The following is a 16073-nucleotide window of genomic DNA, read 5'->3' on the forward strand; positions in this document are numbered from 1 at the left end:
TTGATTTGCGTCAAAAACATTTATACCAGACCCGCTATTTTCCTAGCCCTGACAAAGCGCGAGGTCAGGTTGGCGGGTGAAGAATGAATGTTTGTGGCACCCAGACTGTTCGGGTATACTACTTTCCCGTCCTGGTTATTCCATCGTCTTTAAACCTAACTTCTCAGGTTCAGCATGACAACGAACTATATTTTTGTGACCGGCGGGGTCGTTTCCTCTCTGGGTAAAGGCATTGCCGCAGCCTCCCTCGCAGCTATTCTCGAAGCCCGTGGCCTCAACGTATCCATCATGAAACTCGATCCGTACATCAACGTCGATCCGGGTACCATGAGCCCTATTCAACATGGGGAAGTGTTCGTTACCGAAGACGGCGCTGAAACCGATTTGGATTTGGGTCACTACGAGCGTTTCATTCGTAACAAAATGACGCGTCGTAACAACTTCACTACGGGTCGTATCTACTCCGAAGTCCTGCGCAAAGAACGTCGCGGCGACTATCTGGGTGCAACCGTACAGGTTATCCCACACATCACCAACGCTATCAAAGAACGCATTCTTGAAGGTGGCGAAGGCTACGATGTTGTGCTGGTTGAAATTGGCGGTACGGTGGGTGATATCGAATCCCTGCCATTCCTTGAAGCCATTCGCCAGATGGCCGTTGAAGTGGGCCGCGAGCACACGCTGTATATGCACCTGACTCTGGTGCCGTACATGGCCGCCGCCGGTGAAGTGAAAACAAAACCGACGCAGCACTCCGTAAAAGAATTACTTTCCATTGGTATTCAGCCAGATGTGCTGATTTGCCGCTCTGACCGCGTCGTCCCGGCGAACGAACGTGCGAAAATTGCATTGTTCTGTAACGTTCCGGAGAAAGCGGTTATTTCTCTGAAAGACGTCGATTCCATCTATAAAATTCCAGGCCTGTTGAAATCTCAGGGGCTGGACGATTATATTTGTAAACGATTCAGCTTGAACGTGCCGGAAGCTAACCTGGGCGAATGGGAACAGGTTATCTACGAAGAAGCGAATCCTACGGGCGAAGTCACGATTGGTATGGTCGGCAAGTACATTGAACTGCCGGACGCCTACAAATCTGTGATTGAAGCGCTGAAGCACGGTGGCCTGAAAAACCGTCTGACCGTTAACATCAAGCTTATCGATTCGCAGGATGTTGAAACGCGCGGCGAAGAGCTGCTTAAAGGTCTGGATGCTATCCTTATCCCTGGCGGTTTCGGCTATCGCGGCGTGGAAGGTAAAATTGCCACCGCGCGCTATGCCCGTGAAAACAATATTCCTTATCTGGGTATCTGCCTGGGTATGCAGGTTGCGCTGATCGAATTCGCGCGTAACGTTGCAGGGATGGCAAACGCCAACTCCACGGAATTTGTGCCAGACTGTAAATACCCGGTGGTCGCCTTAATCACCGAGTGGCGTGACGAAGAAGGTAACGTTGAAGTACGTACCGAAAAGAGCGATCTGGGCGGCACCATGCGCCTTGGTGGCCAGCAGTGTCAGCTGACCGACGGTACTCTGGTACGCCAGATGTACGGTGAGCCGACTATCGTGGAACGTCATCGTCACCGCTATGAAGTCAACAACATGTTGTTGAAGCCGATTGAAGCAGCGGGTCTGAAAGTTGCAGGCCGCTCCGGTGATGATCAACTGGTAGAAATCATCGAGGTGCCTAATCACCCTTGGTTTGTTGCCTGCCAGTTCCACCCGGAATTTACTTCCACCCCGCGTGATGGGCATCCGCTGTTTGCAGGCTTTGTGAAAGCTGCCGGTGAATACCAGAAGCGTCAGGCGAAGTAAGCAGAGTTAGAACGGCAACGCGCGACATTTCGCGCGTTGTTTGTCTGGAGTTTTAGTTTAACTTGTACTGAGGAAAACCTAATGTCCAAAATCGTTAAAGTCATCGGTCGTGAAATCATCGACTCCCGTGGTAACCCGACTGTTGAAGCCGAAGTTCATCTGGAAGGCGGTTTCGTAGGTATGGCTGCGGCACCATCAGGTGCTTCTACTGGTTCCCGCGAAGCGCTGGAACTGCGCGATGGCGACAAATCTCGTTTCATGGGTAAAGGCGTAACTAAAGCCGTTGCCGCTGTAAACGGCCCAATCGCTCAGGCGGTTATGGGTAAAGATGCGAAAGACCAGGCTAACATCGACAAGATCATGATCGATCTCGATGGCACTGAAAACAAATCTAACTTCGGTGCGAACGCCATCCTGGCCGTTTCTCTTGCTGCTGCTAAAGCTGCTGCTGCCTCTAAAGGCCTGCCGCTGTACGCACACATCGCTGAACTGAACGGTACTCCGGGCAAATACTCCATGCCACTGCCTATGATGAACATCATCAACGGTGGCGAGCATGCCGACAACAACGTCGACATCCAGGAGTTCATGATCCAGCCTGTTGGCGCTAAAACTCTGAAAGAAGCGGTTCGTATCGGTTCTGAAGTGTTCCACAACCTGGCTAAAGTTCTGAAATCTAAAGGCATGAGCACTGCAGTTGGTGACGAAGGTGGCTACGCGCCTAACCTGGGTTCTAACGCAGAAGCACTGGCTGTTATCGCTGAAGCGGTTAAAGCAGCAGGCTACGAGCTGGGTAAAGACGTTACTCTGGCTATGGACTGTGCAGCTTCCGAATTCTACAAAGACGGTAAATACGTTCTGGCTGGCGAAGGCAACAAAGCTTTCACCTCTGAAGAATTCACCCACTTCCTGGAAGACCTGACCAAACAGTACCCAATCGTTTCTATCGAAGACGGTCTGGACGAGTCTGACTGGGCTGGCTTCAAATACCAGACCGAAGTTCTGGGCGACAAACTGCAGCTGGTTGGTGATGACCTGTTCGTAACCAACACCAAGATCCTGAAAGAAGGTATCGAGAAAGGCATCGCTAACTCCATCCTGATCAAATTCAACCAGATCGGTTCCCTGACCGAAACTCTGGCTGCGATCAAAATGGCGAAAGACGCTGGCTACACTGCGGTTATCTCTCACCGTTCTGGCGAAACTGAAGATGCTACCATTGCCGACCTGGCTGTTGGTACCGCTGCAGGCCAGATCAAAACTGGTTCTATGAGCCGTTCTGACCGTGTTGCTAAATACAACCAGCTGATTCGTATCGAAGAAGCGCTGGGTGATGCAGCACCGTTCAACGGTCTGAAAGAAGTTAAAGGTCAGTAATTCGTTACTGTCGCTTTAGATTCTGAGAAAAACCCGCTTCGGCGGGTTTTTTTATGTCTGATTATTAACCGCTTTTCCCCGTAAGTGCTTAATCCCGCCTAAAAATTTGCGCTCATCTCCTGTCTCGACCAGGCTTTGAAGGATATTAACCACAGGTCAGGAGACCGCCATGAGAGCAGCTGTAGTTAGCAAAGACCATTCCGTTGAAATTATTGATAAACCTATGCGCGAGCTGAAGCACGGTGAAGCGTTACTGGCGATGGAATGTTGCGGTGTTTGCCACACCGATTTGCACGTCAAAAATGGCGATTTTGGTGATGTGACAGGGACTACGCTTGGGCACGAAGGCATCGGTATTGTGAAATCGATTGGGCCGGGCGTGACCTCGCTGAAAGTGGGCGACCGCGCAAGCGTTGCCTGGTTCTTCCGCGGCTGCGGCCACTGCGAATACTGCAACAGCGGCAATGAAACCCTGTGCCGCAGCGTCACCAACGCGGGTTACACCGTGGACGGCGGCATGGCGGAAGAGTGCATTGTGGTTGCCGACTATGCGGTAAAAGTCCCCGACGGCCTTGAGTCCGCCGCCGCCAGCAGCGTCACCTGCGCGGGCGTAACGACCTATAAAGCTGTGAAAGTTTCCAATATCAAACCGGGCCAGTGGATTGCTATCTATGGCCTGGGCGGCCTCGGCAACCTTGCCCTGCAGTACGCGAAAAACGTCTTCAACGCCAAAGTCATCGCTATCGACGTCAACGACGCGCAGCTCGACTTCGCCAAAGAGAGCGGGGCGGATCTGGTGATTAACTCGCGCAATGAAGACGCCGCAAAAATCATCCAGGAAAAAACCGGTGGCGCGCATGCCGCAGTCGTCACGGCGGTGGCGAAAGCCGCGTTCAACTCCGCCGTTGACGCCGTTCGCGCTGGCGCTCGTATTGTCGCCGTCGGTCTGCCATCTGAATCCATGAGCCTGAATATCCCGCGCCTGGTGCTGGACGGCATTGAAGTCGTCGGTTCGCTGGTCGGCACGCGTCAGGATCTGGCTGAAGCCTTCCAGTTTGCCGCCGAAGGCAAAGTTACGCCAAAAGTGACGATGCGCCCGCTGGAGGATATCAACGCCATCTTCCAGGAAATGGAGAGCGGCAAAATCAAAGGCCGCATGGTGATTGATTTCAGAACGAAGAAGTAACGCTTCAAAAAATGGCCGGGCTAACCCGGCCATTTGCTTTACAGCGACTGAATCACTCGCCTGAGCAGGCGCACGCGCGGTTCAATGCTGTCCAGCTCAAGGTATTCAGACGGGCTGTGGAAGCCCGCGCCTATCGGGCCGAACCCGTCCAGAGATGGCACGCCAAGCGCTGCGGTGTGGTTGGCGTCGGAACCGCCGCCGACCGCCTGCCAGCGAATTTCCACGCCTTCGGCATCACCCGCCCGTTCAACGATTTGCATCAGGGCTTCGGTATCGGCGCTCGGTGACATGGCCGGCGTCTGCGCCTGCTGCTCGACCAGCGTTTTCACATCGCGCTCAAATTCCCGCCGGGCAAAAGCCTGCACGGCGTCGTTCACCCGCAGATATTCGTCGTTATCCTGGAAGCGCACGTCGACGATCATTTCAGCGTGATCCGGGACGATATTCGCGACCACGCCGCCGGAAATAACGCCGGTGTTGATCGTCGTGCCTTTGGCGCTGTCGCTCAGCTCGCTTATCGCCAGCACCGCATGGGCCAGCGCATTTATCGCCGAGCGGCCTTTGTCCGGATCGTTGCCCGCGTGCGCCGCCACGCCTTTAAATGCCAGGCGATAGCGCGACATGCCCTTGCGGGCTTTAACCAGCGAACCGTCGGCCCTTGCGGCTTCCGCTACCAGCACGCAGCGGCTGCGTTTTGCCAGCTCGCCAATCCACTGGTGGGAGTGCACCGAGCCGGTTTCTTCGTCTGGGTTCATGGCAACGGCAATCGACAGGCGCGCCAGATCCGCTTTCTCAAGGTCGCGCATCGCCCAAAGAATGTTAAGCAGCCCGCTTTTCATATCCGAAACGCCGGGGCCGTACGCGCGGTTGCCTTCGATGCTAAACGGACGTTCCGCCACGGTGCCCGGCGGGAACACGGTATCCATGTGTCCGACGAGCAGCACGTCGTAGTGTGCGGACTGCGGCTTGTTGGTCGCGAACAGGCCTGGCCCGACCTTATCGCCCAGAGGTACCTGCTCGCAGTGCCAGTTTTCGGCCTGATACCACTGCTGGAAAATGCGGCTCACCTCCGCCACGCCGTCGAGCGTTGCGGTGCCGCAGTCGATATTGACTACCTTTTTCAGCTCGTGGAGATACTGTTTCAGTTCCATGGGTTACTCCAAAATCATCAGTCGCATAATTAACATGGCACCGAACGCGTTCAGCACCGAAAGGGCAATCATTAGCGGTATACGTTTTGCTGGGATGCCGACCACGCCGAGGATGCGCCCGGCGTACTGCACCTGCGAACCCATCAGATAAATCGCCGGGGCCAGAATGGCGAGGTGGGTGCCGCTCAGAATCCCTTTCTCAAACAGGCTGATGGCAACGCCCACGCCGCCGCCCATCGACATCCAGCCGCCAATCAATACCGCAGCGGCCTCGCCGGGCAGGCCAAAGAGCTTCATCACCGGCCCGAACAGCCACGCCATGCCGCCCAGCGCGCCGGTCAGCTCAAGCGCATAAATAATAATGAACGCCATCAGGACGTTAGGCAGGGTGCTGGTGGTGGCGATATTCCAGCCCTTGCGCGCTCCGGCGACAAAGACGTCGGTGATCATCGGTTTGGTGTTCTCAGCCATGCTCCACCTCCGCGCCTGGCTTGTGCTGGGTGAGATTCAGAATCAGACGCATCAGGTTTGCTCCAACGATCTTCATGACAAACATCACGGCCACGCACAGGCCGATGGATGCGGGCACCGCGTGGGTGCCGTCCAGCGCCAGCAGGGTAAACAGCACCGCGCCGGAGGAGAAAAAGTTGGTGATCATCGCCCCGGCAGAAAACTGGAACATGGTGAACACGGTTTTCTCTTTTTCAGTGATCTGGCCTTCATCGGCCAGCACGCGGGTCAGCGAAGCGCCAACGTCGGTACTTTGTAGGCTGCCGATCAGCGCAAGGCCGGTAGCGCCTGGAATGCCAAGCAGCGGGCGAAGCAGGGGGGTAAGCAGCTTACGGGCGGCGTGCAGCGCGCCGTAATGTTCCAACACGTTGATCATTCCCAGCGCAAACATCACCGCCGGGATCAGCCCAAAGGCAAACAGAAAGCCGTCCATTGCGCCGTGGCCGCCCTTGCCGCGAAAGGCGCTTTTCGCCACGTCTACCGTTTCTCCCTGATAGCTAACGCCCGTCACCACTTTGCCGAAGGCACCGTTGAGCGTGGTGAAGTCAAAAACGCCCCACCACTCTTTACCGCCCAGCAGTCCGGAAAAAAACACCATTGCGAACAGCAGCGCAAAGTACGCGCCAGGCCCAACTCGCGGATTATCTGTTTGAACAGAACCTTCCATATATCATTTCCTTATGTCATTGAGGGAGTAGCAGGGCGATGCTAAAAGTGCCTCAGACGGAAGGTTATGATGGCGATCAAGGCGCGGGGCAAAGAAGTGGACGAGGGGGAAACGGTGAGACAGGAAGCACAATAACCTTATGAAAATCTAGGTTATTGCACTTCAGAATGTGACCTGATGGGCGGGAAAGCTAGATCAGCAGCGGCAGCGTGGCGCTGGCGGTCTGCTGGCTTGCGGATGCATAGCGGCTATCACGGGTGATAAGTTCGCCAACCAGCACTTCAACCAGCAGCATGGCGCCCACTTTGGCATTCAGCGAACCCGCGCTAAGCGGGCCTTCCGGCTTGGCGGCCACCAGCAGCAGATCGGCAAGATCGGCCAGCGGGCTGCGCAGCGTATTGCTCAGCAGCAGGACGCGCGCGTTACGCTTCTTCGCAAGCTTCACCACGTGCAGCAGATCTTTGGTCGAGCCGGAACTTGAGATCGCCACCACCAGATCGCGCTCGCCGAGCGTCGCCGCGTTCATCGCCGCGCGGTGCATATCGCTAAACAGCTGCGCCGATTTGCCGAGGCGCAGCAGCTTGTAGTGCAGGTAATCGCCCATAATCGCGCTCGCGGCAACGCCATAAATCTGCACGGACGTTGCCTCGTGCAGCGCAAGTCCGGCCTGCTGGAGCACCTCACGATTGATAAGCTTGCCGGTATCCCGCAGCGCCTGCACCGATTCTTCCACCAGCTCGTCGATGCTGTCTTCGCTGGCTACCGCAGCAGGCTGGCTTTGCTGAATATCCAGCGCCAGCGCCATTTTGAATTCGGTATAGCCCTTACAGCCTAAATGGCGGCACAAGCGGGTGACGCTTGCCTCGCTGGTTTCGCTTTCCCGCGCCAGCTCGGTGATCGTCAGGTAAAGCACCTTCTGCGGCTCGGTCAGGATGAAATCCCCCAGCTTTTGCAGCGTAGGGCTATAGCCCGGCAGCCCCTGGCGCAGGTGCAGCAAAATATTTTCGTTATCCGTCATCGAACTTCCCGCTTGCTCATTCAAAACTGCGCCTAGTGTGGCGGAAAGCCCCTACGCTGCGCCAGCAGATTCGATTAATTGTGATCGCGATCGAAGTGATGATGTAAATTTTCAGTGATATATCTTTATTGTGGTAAAAATTTTCATCACAATAAAATGGCGGGGAGAAAATTTATGTCAATGTTTAGCGGAGCGTCATCAGGGGGCTGGTTCGAAAAGGCCCAGCGGTTTGGAAAATCTTTTATGCTGCCGGTGGCGGTGCTGCCCGCGGCGGGCCTGCTGCTGGGCATCGGCGGCGCATTGTCCAATCCCAATACCATCGCGGCCTATCCGTTTCTGGACGTCGCCTGGCTGCAGGGCATTTTCACGATTATGGCCAGCGCCGGGTCGATCGTTTTTGCAAACCTGGCTGTGCTGTTTGCCGTGGGCGTGGCGGTTGGGCTGGCGAAAGGCGATAAGGGCACCGCGGGGCTTGCCTCGCTGCTCGCCTATCTGGTGATGAACGCCACCATCAACGCGCTGCTGACTTTAAGCGGCAAGCTTGCGGCGGCTAACCCCGGCGCGGTTGGCCAGGGCATGGCACTGGGCACGCAAACGCTCGAAACCGGGGTGTTCGGCGGGGTCGTCATCGGCCTGGTCACGTCGCTGCTGCATAACCGTTACAACAAAATCGCGCTGCCGCAGTTCCTGGGCTTTTTCGGCGGCTCGCGCTTCGTGCCAATTGTCAGTTCGATGGCGGCGATTGTGGTCGGCGCGGTGATGACCGTCGTCTGGCCGCATTTCCAGAAGCTGATTTTCGGCATGGGCGGGCTGGTAGACGCCACCGGCTATTTCGGCACCTTTATCTACGGCTTTGTGCTGCGCATGCTTGGCCCGTTTGGCCTGCACCATATTTTCTATTTACCGTTCTGGACCACGGCGCTCGGCGGCACGGAAATGATTAACGGCCAGCTCGTCGAAGGCACGCAGCGCATTTTCTTTGCCCAGCTTGCCGATCCGAATACCCAGCAGTTCTACGTTGGCACCTCGCGGTTTATGTCCGGGCGCTTCATTACCATGATGTTTGGCCTGATTGGTGCCTGCCTTGCCATGTATCACACGGCCAAGCCGGAGAACCGTAAACGCGTGGCGGGCCTGCTGATTTCTGCGGCGCTGACCTCGTTCCTGACCGGCATCACCGAGCCGATTGAATTCTCGTTCCTGTTTATCGCGCCGGTGCTGTACGTCATCCACGCGGTGTTCGACGGGCTGGCCTTTATGCTGGCGCACATGCTGCACATCACTATCGGGCAGACTTTCTCCGGCGGCTTTATCGATTTCATTCTGTTCGGCGTGCTGCAGGGCGAGGCGAAAACCAACTGGCTGTTCGTGCCGCTGGTGGGGATTCCGTGGTTCTTCCTCTATTACTTCACCTTCCGCTTCGTTATCACGCGCTTCAACTTTAAAACGCCGGGGCGGGAAGACGTCACGGTGCAAAGCGAGCAGATGGCGGCGGGCGAGCGCCCCGCGCAGGTCATCGCCGCGCTTGGCGGCAAAGAAAATATCGTTGAGCTGGACTGCTGCGCCACCAGGCTGCGCGTCACGCTGCATGACGGGGCGCTCATCGACGAAGCCCTGCTGAAAGAAACCGGCGCGCGTGCGGTCATCCGCCGTGGGAACGGCGTCCAGGTCATTTACGGCCCGCACGTCACCATCATTAAAAACGAAGTAGAGGAGATACTCGTCCCATGAAAACTTCCATGTTGTCGCAGATTCAGGGGAAGCTTATCGTCTCCTGCCAGGCGTTGGATAACGAACCGCTGCACAGCCCGTACATTATGTCGCGTATGGCGCTGGCCGCCGCCCAGGGTGGGGCGTCGGCAATTCGTGCAAACAGCCTCATCGACGTTAAAACGATTATGGAACTCGTAGATTTGCCGGTTATCGCCATTATCAAACGCGACTATCCGGGCAGCGACGTGTACATCACGCCGACGCTCAAAGAGGTGGACGAGCTGATGGCCGTTAGCCCGGCGATGATAGCGATGGACGCCACGAGCCACGTTCGTCCGGGCGAGCTTGACCTGCGCGAGCTGGTTGACGCCGTGCGCGCTCGCTACCCGGAGCTGCTGCTGATGGCGGATATTGCGACGGTAGAAGAGGCGCGCTATGCCGCAGAAATCGGTTTTGACTGCGTTGGCACGACGCTGCACGGCTACACGGCGGAAACCCAGGGACAAATCCTTGCGCATAACGGCTGCCGGTTCCTGCGCGACGTGCTGGCGGCGGTGAACGTGCCGGTGATTGCGGAAGGCAACGTGGAAACGCCTGAAATGGCGGCATATTGTCTTGAGCTTGGCGCTCATGCGGTGGTGGTCGGCGGGGCGATAACGCGCCCGCAGCAGATTACCCGCCGCTTCGTAAACGCTATGGCTGCGCCGCTGTAGCCATAGCCGTGGCCGGCCCGATTGTTCCCCCTGTCGAGTCGGCCACCCCTTTAAGCATGATCTCAGGCGTAAGTTCTGCGATAATTACCTTTTGCGACTATGACTGAGATGATTATGCAGTACCCGATTAACGAGATGTTCCAGACCCTGCAAGGGGAGGGCTATTTTACTGGTGTGCCCGCCATATTTATCCGCCTGCAGGGCTGCCCGGTGGGCTGCGCGTGGTGCGATACCAAACACACCTGGGATAAACTCGCGGATCGTGAAGTATCTCTGTTCAGCATTCTCGCCAAAACCAAAGAAAGCGACAAATGGGGCGCGGCAAGCCCGGAAGATTTGCTGGCCGTGATGCAACGCCAGGGCTATACCGCCCGCCACGTGGTGATTACCGGCGGCGAGCCGTGCATTCACGACCTCCACCCGCTGACCTCGCTCCTTGAACACCACGGCTATAGCTGCCAGATTGAAACCAGCGGCACGCATGAAGTGCGCTGCACGGCATCAACCTGGGTGACGGTTTCGCCAAAGGTGAACATGCGCGGCGGCTACGACGTGCTGTCGCAGGCGCTGGAAAGAGCAGATGAAATCAAGCACCCGGTCGGGCGCATGCGTGATATTGAAGCGCTGGACGAACTGCTGGCGACGCTTAATGACGACAAAAACCGCATTATCGCGCTACAGCCCATCAGCCAGAAAGAAGATGCGACCCGCCTGTGCATTGAAACCTGTATCGCCCGCAACTGGCGGCTTTCGATGCAAACGCATAAGTATTTGAATATCGCATAGCAAAAAGGCACCCGAGGGTGCCTTTCTTTTCGCGTGTCGGTCGGTTAATGCGAAAGTCGCTACCGAACAAAAGGTTAACCCTTATACACACAGCCCGCAGTACAGGTTTCTTTCACCATGACCGCACTCAGCAGCGGCACCAGCGGCTTCATCTCATCCCAAATCCACTTTGCCAGCACTTCGCTGGTCGGGTTTTCAAGGCCTGGGATATCGTTCAGATAATAGTGATCCAGCCTGTCGTAGGTGGGTTTAAACGCCGCCTTCAGCTCGGAGAAATCCATAATCCAGCCCGTATGGGGATCGACCTCGCCGGTGATTTCCAGGCGCACCATAAACGAGTGGCCGTGCAGGCGACCGCACTTATGACCTTCCGGCACGTGCGGCAGGCGGTGAGCGGCTTCGAAGGTAAAATCTTTAAACAGGGTGGTGGTCATTATTGCAGTCTCAGTTAGTGCTGGGGAGTCGAGCGAAAAACCGCCGCATAGTACCGGAAACCACTATTTTGCGCATTAACTAAAACTAGCATGCGGGCTTATTGCAGCTAGTAGGCCAGGTTTTGTTATTTAAATTTATATATTTCAAATGGTTAATTAATCGCTTTAAATGCTATGTCTTACCCGTAAAAGCGGTTAGTCATTTTGGTTATTTGTTATTTCCATCCCTTCTTTAATTGTTACTATCAGCCTCGTTAACCTTAGGTTATTCCCGTTTATTCGTTCGATTTTAATGACGGACCTTTTGCTACTGGAACCCAATCAAGCATGACAACTCAGGCCCCACCGACCGCTTTGCTGCCGCTGACCCCGGAGCAGCTGGCACGCCTCCAGGCGGCGACCACTGACTTTTCGCAGACCCAACTGGCTTGGCTATCCGGCTATTTCTGGGGAATGCTCAACCAACAGCCTGGTGCGGTTGCCGCCGCTCCGGCACCCGTTGCCGAAGCGCCCGCTATCACGCTGATTTCCGCATCGCAGACCGGCAACGCGCGCCGTGTGAGCGAACAGCTACGCGACGACCTGCTGGCGGCAAAGCTGAACGTCAATCTGGTCAACGCGGGCGACTATAAGTTCAAACAAATCGCTCAAGAAAAGCTGCTGATTGTCGTGACGTCAACCCAGGGTGAAGGCGAGCCGCCGGAAGAAGCCGTCGCACTGCACAAGTTCCTGTTCTCGAAAAAAGCGCCAAAGCTTAACGACACCGCGTTTGCCGTGTTTAGCCTCGGTGACACCTCCTACGAATTCTTCTGCCAGTCCGGCAAAGACTTCGACAGCAAGCTCGCCGAACTTGGCGGCGTTCGCCTGCTCGACCGCGTAGATTCAGACGTGGAATTCCAGGCCGCCGCGCAGGAATGGCGCGGCAAAATCGTCGAGATCCTGAAATCCCGCGTACCGGCTGAAACCCCGGCTCAGGCTGCCGTCACCGCAACCGGCGTGGTCAACGAAGTCTTCACCAGCCCGTACAGCAAAGAAGCGCCGCTGGCGGCGACGCTCGCGGTGAACCAGAAAATCACCGGGCGTGATTCCGAAAAAGACGTGCGCCATTTTGAAATCGATCTCGGCGATTCCGGCCTGCGCTACCAGCCGGGCGATGCGCTTGGCGTCTGGTATCAAAACGATCCCGCGCTGGTGAAAGAGCTGGTCGAGCTGCTGTGGCTGAAAGGCGATGAGTCCGTCACGGTCGATGGCAAAACGCTTTCGCTTGCCGAAGCGCTGGAGTGGCACTTCGAGCTGACCATCAACACCGCCAACATCGTCGAGAAGTACGCCCAGCTGACGCGCAACGCCGCGCTGCTGGACCTGGTGGGCGACAAAACCAAATTACAGCACTACGCCCAGAGCACGCCAATTGTCGACATGGTGCGTTATGCCCCGGCGGAGCTTACCGCTGAGCAGCTGATTGACCTGCTGCGCCCGCTGACGCCGCGCCTGTACTCCATCGCCTCTTCGCAGGCGGAGGCTGAAAGCGAAGTGCATATCACCGTGGGCGTTGTGCGCTACGAAATTGAAGGCCGCGCCCGCACCGGCGGCGCTTCGGGGTTCCTCGCCGATCGTTTAGAAGAAGATGGCGAAGTGCGCGTGTTTATCGAGCACAACGACAACTTCCGCCTGCCGGCCAACCCGGACACCCCGGTAATTATGATTGGCCCAGGCACAGGCATCGCGCCGTTCCGCGCCTTTATGCAGCAGCGTGAAAACGACGGCGCAACCGGCAAAAACTGGCTGTTCTTCGGCAACCCGCACTTTACCGACGACTTCCTGTATCAGGTGGAGTGGCAGCGCTACGTCAAAGACGGCCTGCTGACGAATATCGACCTCGCCTGGTCCCGCGACCAGGACCATAAAATATACGTACAAGATAAACTGCGCGAAAAAGGCGCGGAGCTGTGGAGCTGGATCAAAGACGGCGCCCACATTTATGTCTGCGGCGATGCCAATCGCATGGCTAAAGACGTTGAGCTTGCATTACTGGAAGTGGTGGCCGAGTTCGGTGGCATGGATACCGAAACGGCAGATGAATTTTTAAGTGAGCTGCGCGTCGAGCGCCGTTATCAGCGAGATGTCTACTAATGAGCGAAAAACATCCAGGCCCACTGGTGGTCGAAGGCAAACTGGTCGACGCCGAGCGCCTCAAGCGCGACAGTAACTTCCTGCGCGGCACCATCAAAGAAGACCTAAGCGACGGGCTGACCGGTGGTTTCAACGGCGACAACTTCCTGCTCATCCGTTTCCACGGTATGTATCAGCAGGACGACCGTGATATCCGCGCCGAGCGCGCCGAGCAGAAGCTGGAGCCGCGCCACGCCATGATGCTGCGCTGCCGCCTGCCGGGGGGCATCATCACCACCCAGCAGTGGCAGGCGATTGATAAATTTGCCGAAGACAAAACCATCTATGGCAGCATCCGCCTGACCAACCGCCAGACCTTCCAGTTTCACGGCATTCTGAAAAAGAACGTCAAACCGGCGCACGAGATGCTGCACGAAGTGGGGCTTGACGCACTGGCAACCGCCAACGACGTTAACCGTAACGTGCTTTGCACTTCCAACCCGGTGGAGTCCGAGCTGCATCAGGAAGCCTACGAGTGGGCGAAAAAGCTCTCCGAGCACCTGCTGCCGCGCACCCGCGCTTATGCAGAAATCTGGTGGGATCAGGAAAAGGTCGCCACCACCGACGAAGAGCCGATTCTGGGCGCAACCTACCTGCCGCGTAAGTTTAAAACCACGGTGGTTGTTCCGCCGCAGAACGACGTCGATCTGCACGCCAACGACATGAACTTCATCGCCATCGCCAAAGACGGCAAGCTGGTGGGCTTCAACCTGCTGGTGGGCGGCGGCCTGTCTATCGAGCATGGCAACAAGGCGACCTACGCGCGTACCGCCAGCGAATTCGGCTATATCCCGCTTGAGCACACGCTGGCAGTAGCGGAAGCCGTGGTCACCACGCAGCGCGACTGGGGCAACCGTACCGACCGTAAAAACGCCAAAACCAAATATACCCTTGAGCGCGTGGGCGTGGACGTCTTTAAGGCGGAAGTTGAGCGTCGCGCGGGGATTAAATTCGAGCCGATTCGCCCGTATGAATTTACCGGTCGCGGCGACCGCATCGGCTGGGTCAAGGGTATCGACGACAAATGGCACCTGACGCTGTTTATCGAAAATGGCCGTATCCTCGACTATCCGGGGCGCCCGCTGAAAACCGGGCTGCTTGAAATTGCTAAGATCCATAAGGGTGACTTCCGCCTCACCGCCAACCAGAACCTGATCGTGGCGGGCGTGCCGGAAGCTGAAAAGGCAAAAATCGAGAAGCTTGCCCGCGACCACGGGCTGATGCACGCGGTAAAACCGCAGCGTGAAAATTCCATGGCCTGCGTGGCGTTTCCGACCTGCCCGCTGGCGATGGCCGAAGCCGAGCGCTTCCTGCCGCAGTTCGTCACCAAAGTGGAAGAGGTGTTGGAAAAACACAACGTGCCGGACGAGCACATCGTGACGCGCGTAACGGGCTGTCCGAACGGCTGCGGCCGCGCGATGCTGGCGGAAATTGGCCTGGTGGGTAAAGCGCCGGGGCGCTACAACCTGCACATCGGCGGCAACCGCATCGGCACGCGCATTCCGCGCATGTACCGTGAAAACATCACCGAGCCGGAAATTCTCGCCTCGATTGATGAGCTGGTCGGGCGCTGGTCGAAAGAGCGCGAAGCGGACGAAGGCTTCGGCGATTTCACCATTCGCGCCGGGATTATCCGCCCGGTGCTCGACCCGGCGCGGGATCTGTGGGATTAACGGCTTAACGGCGGGTGGCGTTTTGCTTACCCGCCCTACGACGAACCTGTAGGGTGGATAAGCGTTAGCGCCATCCACCACCTGTTCACCAACAAGCGAGGCACGTATGTCCGTACTCGATCTAAAAGCACTCAACGAGCTACCGAAGGTCGAACGCGTAATGGCGCTGGCCGAGGTTAACGCCCAGCTCGAAAAACTCAGCGCCGAGCAGCGCGTGGCCTGGGCGCTGGAAAACCTGCCCGGCGAGTTTGTGCTCTCTTCAAGCTTTGGGATTCAGGCGGCGGTGAGCCTGCACCTGGTGACGCGGCAATATCCGGACATCCCGGTGATCCTGACCGATACCGGCTACCTGTTCCCGGAAACCTATCGGTTTATCGACGAGCTGACGGATAAGCTGAAGCTTAACCTCAAGGTTTTCAGCGCCAAAGAGAGCGCGGCCTGGCAGGAAGCGCGCTACGGCAAGCTGTGGGAGCAGGGCGTCGAAGGCATTGAGAAATACAACGAAATCAACAAAGTTGAGCCGATGAACCGCGCGCTCCGAGAGCTGAACGGCCAGACCTGGTTTGCAGGCCTAAGGCGCGAGCAGTCCGGCAGCCGGGCCAACCTGCCGGTGCTGGCGATTCAGCGCGGCGTGTTCAAGATCCTGCCGATTATCGACTGGGACAACCGCACGGTTTACCAGTATCTGACGGAACACGGGCTGAAGTACCACCCGCTGTGGGATGAGGGCTATCTGTCAGTTGGCGATACCCACACCACCCGCAAATGGGAGCCGGGCATGGCCGAAGAAGAAACGCGATTCTTTGGGCTTAAGCGCGAGTGCGGGCTGCACGAGTAAACAAAACGCCCCTCTGAAAGCGG

Annotated in this window: 14 protein-coding genes; 9 read left to right on the forward strand and 5 right to left on the reverse strand. The window is 56.9% G+C overall.

Features of this window, described 5'->3' with window-relative positions:
• Positions 1–174: 174 nt before the first annotated feature.
• From pyrG to adhP, 3 genes are all read left to right on the forward strand, one after another.
• Positions 175–1812, forward strand: a complete 1638-nt coding sequence (gene pyrG, locus ACSPHG_RS04705) for a glutamine hydrolyzing CTP synthase (protein WP_435952369.1) — start codon at positions 175–177, stop codon at positions 1810–1812.
• A gap of 81 nt (positions 1813–1893) precedes the next feature.
• Complete coding sequence (gene eno / locus ACSPHG_RS04710; protein WP_435952370.1) at positions 1894–3189, forward strand: phosphopyruvate hydratase; 1296 nt, start codon at positions 1894–1896, stop codon at positions 3187–3189.
• Between the two features lie 169 nt (positions 3190–3358).
• Entirely contained in the window at positions 3359–4375 is a 1017-nt protein-coding gene (gene adhP, locus ACSPHG_RS04715) for an alcohol dehydrogenase AdhP (RefSeq protein ID WP_435952371.1), read from the forward strand.
• 38 nt (positions 4376–4413) lie between these two features.
• Here the strand turns inward: adhP and ACSPHG_RS04720 are convergent, their stop codons facing one another.
• From ACSPHG_RS04720 to ACSPHG_RS04735, 4 genes are all read right to left on the reverse strand, one after another.
• On the reverse strand, positions 4414–5526 hold the full coding sequence (locus ACSPHG_RS04720; protein ID WP_435952372.1) for a M20 family metallopeptidase: 1113 nt from the start codon (positions 5524–5526) through the stop codon (positions 4414–4416).
• A gap of 3 nt (positions 5527–5529) precedes the next feature.
• A complete protein-coding gene (locus ACSPHG_RS04725) occupies positions 5530–5997 on the reverse strand; it encodes a YjiG family protein (protein ID WP_435952373.1) in 468 nt (155 codons plus the stop codon).
• On the reverse strand, positions 5990–6703 hold the full coding sequence (locus ACSPHG_RS04730; protein WP_435952374.1) for a nucleoside recognition domain-containing protein: 714 nt from the start codon (positions 6701–6703) through the stop codon (positions 5990–5992). The genes ACSPHG_RS04725 and ACSPHG_RS04730 overlap by 8 nt, the downstream gene beginning before the upstream one ends.
• Positions 6704–6893: 190 nt before the next feature.
• Positions 6894–7721: a MurR/RpiR family transcriptional regulator gene (locus ACSPHG_RS04735; RefSeq protein WP_435952375.1), complete on the reverse strand. Its 828-nt coding sequence runs from the start codon at positions 7719–7721 to the stop codon at positions 6894–6896.
• Between the two features lie 174 nt (positions 7722–7895).
• Here ACSPHG_RS04735 and ACSPHG_RS04740 point away from each other — a divergent pair, with 174 nt between their 5' ends.
• The 3 genes from ACSPHG_RS04740 (at position 7896) to queE (ending at position 10933) form a co-directional block, all read left to right on the forward strand.
• On the forward strand, positions 7896–9452 hold the full coding sequence (locus ACSPHG_RS04740) for a PTS transporter subunit EIIC (RefSeq protein ID WP_435952376.1): 1557 nt from the start codon (positions 7896–7898) through the stop codon (positions 9450–9452).
• Positions 9449–10147 (forward strand): N-acetylmannosamine-6-phosphate 2-epimerase, encoded by a 699-nt coding sequence (locus ACSPHG_RS04745; protein ID WP_435952377.1) that lies wholly within the window; start codon positions 9449–9451, stop codon positions 10145–10147. Before ACSPHG_RS04740 ends, ACSPHG_RS04745 begins: the two co-directional genes overlap by 4 nt.
• Before the next feature lie 114 nt (positions 10148–10261).
• Positions 10262–10933 carry a 7-carboxy-7-deazaguanine synthase QueE gene (gene queE, locus ACSPHG_RS04750; protein WP_435952378.1) on the forward strand — a complete coding sequence of 224 codons (672 nt, stop codon included), beginning with the start codon at positions 10262–10264 and terminating at the stop codon, positions 10931–10933.
• A 74-nt stretch (positions 10934–11007) separates the two neighbouring features.
• On the opposite strand, the gene queD is transcribed toward queE, so the two are convergent.
• Positions 11008–11370: a 6-carboxytetrahydropterin synthase QueD gene (queD, locus tag ACSPHG_RS04755; protein ID WP_435955943.1), complete on the reverse strand. Its 363-nt coding sequence runs from the start codon at positions 11368–11370 to the stop codon at positions 11008–11010.
• Positions 11371–11694: 324 nt separating this feature from the next.
• Here queD and cysJ point away from each other — a divergent pair, with 324 nt between their 5' ends.
• The 3 genes from cysJ (at position 11695) to cysH (ending at position 16050) form a co-directional block, all read left to right on the forward strand.
• Positions 11695–13500: an NADPH-dependent assimilatory sulfite reductase flavoprotein subunit gene (cysJ, locus tag ACSPHG_RS04760; protein ID WP_435952379.1), complete on the forward strand. Its 1806-nt coding sequence runs from the start codon at positions 11695–11697 to the stop codon at positions 13498–13500.
• A complete protein-coding gene (gene cysI, locus ACSPHG_RS04765; protein ID WP_435952380.1) occupies positions 13500–15212 on the forward strand; it encodes an assimilatory sulfite reductase (NADPH) hemoprotein subunit in 1713 nt (570 codons plus the stop codon). Before cysJ ends, cysI begins: the two co-directional genes overlap by 1 nt.
• Before the next feature lie 106 nt (positions 15213–15318).
• Positions 15319–16050 (forward strand): phosphoadenosine phosphosulfate reductase, encoded by a 732-nt coding sequence (gene cysH, locus ACSPHG_RS04770; RefSeq protein ID WP_435952381.1) that lies wholly within the window; start codon positions 15319–15321, stop codon positions 16048–16050.
• The last annotated feature ends 23 nt before the right edge of the window (positions 16051–16073 follow it).

Origin of the sequence: Dryocola baronae (genome assembly GCF_051297175.1) — a bacterium.
In the GTDB taxonomy this organism is placed as follows: Bacteria; Pseudomonadota; Gammaproteobacteria; order Enterobacterales; family Enterobacteriaceae; genus Dryocola.

Coding starts and splice junctions, on each gene's coding strand:
- cysI (WP_435952380.1), top strand. CDS start 13,500: ATGAGCGAAAAACATCCAGGCCCACTGGTGGTCGAAGGCAAACTGGTC.
- pyrG (WP_435952369.1), top strand. CDS start 175: ATGACAACGAACTATATTTTTGTGACCGGCGGGGTCGTTTCCTCTCTG.
- ACSPHG_RS04745 (WP_435952377.1), top strand. CDS start 9,449: ATGAAAACTTCCATGTTGTCGCAGATTCAGGGGAAGCTTATCGTCTCC.
- ACSPHG_RS04740 (WP_435952376.1), top strand. CDS start 7,896: ATGTCAATGTTTAGCGGAGCGTCATCAGGGGGCTGGTTCGAAAAGGCC.
- queE (WP_435952378.1), top strand. CDS start 10,262: ATGCAGTACCCGATTAACGAGATGTTCCAGACCCTGCAAGGGGAGGGC.
- ACSPHG_RS04725 (WP_435952373.1), bottom strand. CDS start 5,997: ATGGCTGAGAACACCAAACCGATGATCACCGACGTCTTTGTCGCCGGA.
- cysJ (WP_435952379.1), top strand. CDS start 11,695: ATGACAACTCAGGCCCCACCGACCGCTTTGCTGCCGCTGACCCCGGAG.
- ACSPHG_RS04735 (WP_435952375.1), bottom strand. CDS start 7,721: ATGACGGATAACGAAAATATTTTGCTGCACCTGCGCCAGGGGCTGCCG.
- ACSPHG_RS04730 (WP_435952374.1), bottom strand. CDS start 6,703: ATGGAAGGTTCTGTTCAAACAGATAATCCGCGAGTTGGGCCTGGCGCG.
- adhP (WP_435952371.1), top strand. CDS start 3,359: ATGAGAGCAGCTGTAGTTAGCAAAGACCATTCCGTTGAAATTATTGAT.
- cysH (WP_435952381.1), top strand. CDS start 15,319: ATGTCCGTACTCGATCTAAAAGCACTCAACGAGCTACCGAAGGTCGAA.
- ACSPHG_RS04720 (WP_435952372.1), bottom strand. CDS start 5,526: ATGGAACTGAAACAGTATCTCCACGAGCTGAAAAAGGTAGTCAATATC.
- eno (WP_435952370.1), top strand. CDS start 1,894: ATGTCCAAAATCGTTAAAGTCATCGGTCGTGAAATCATCGACTCCCGT.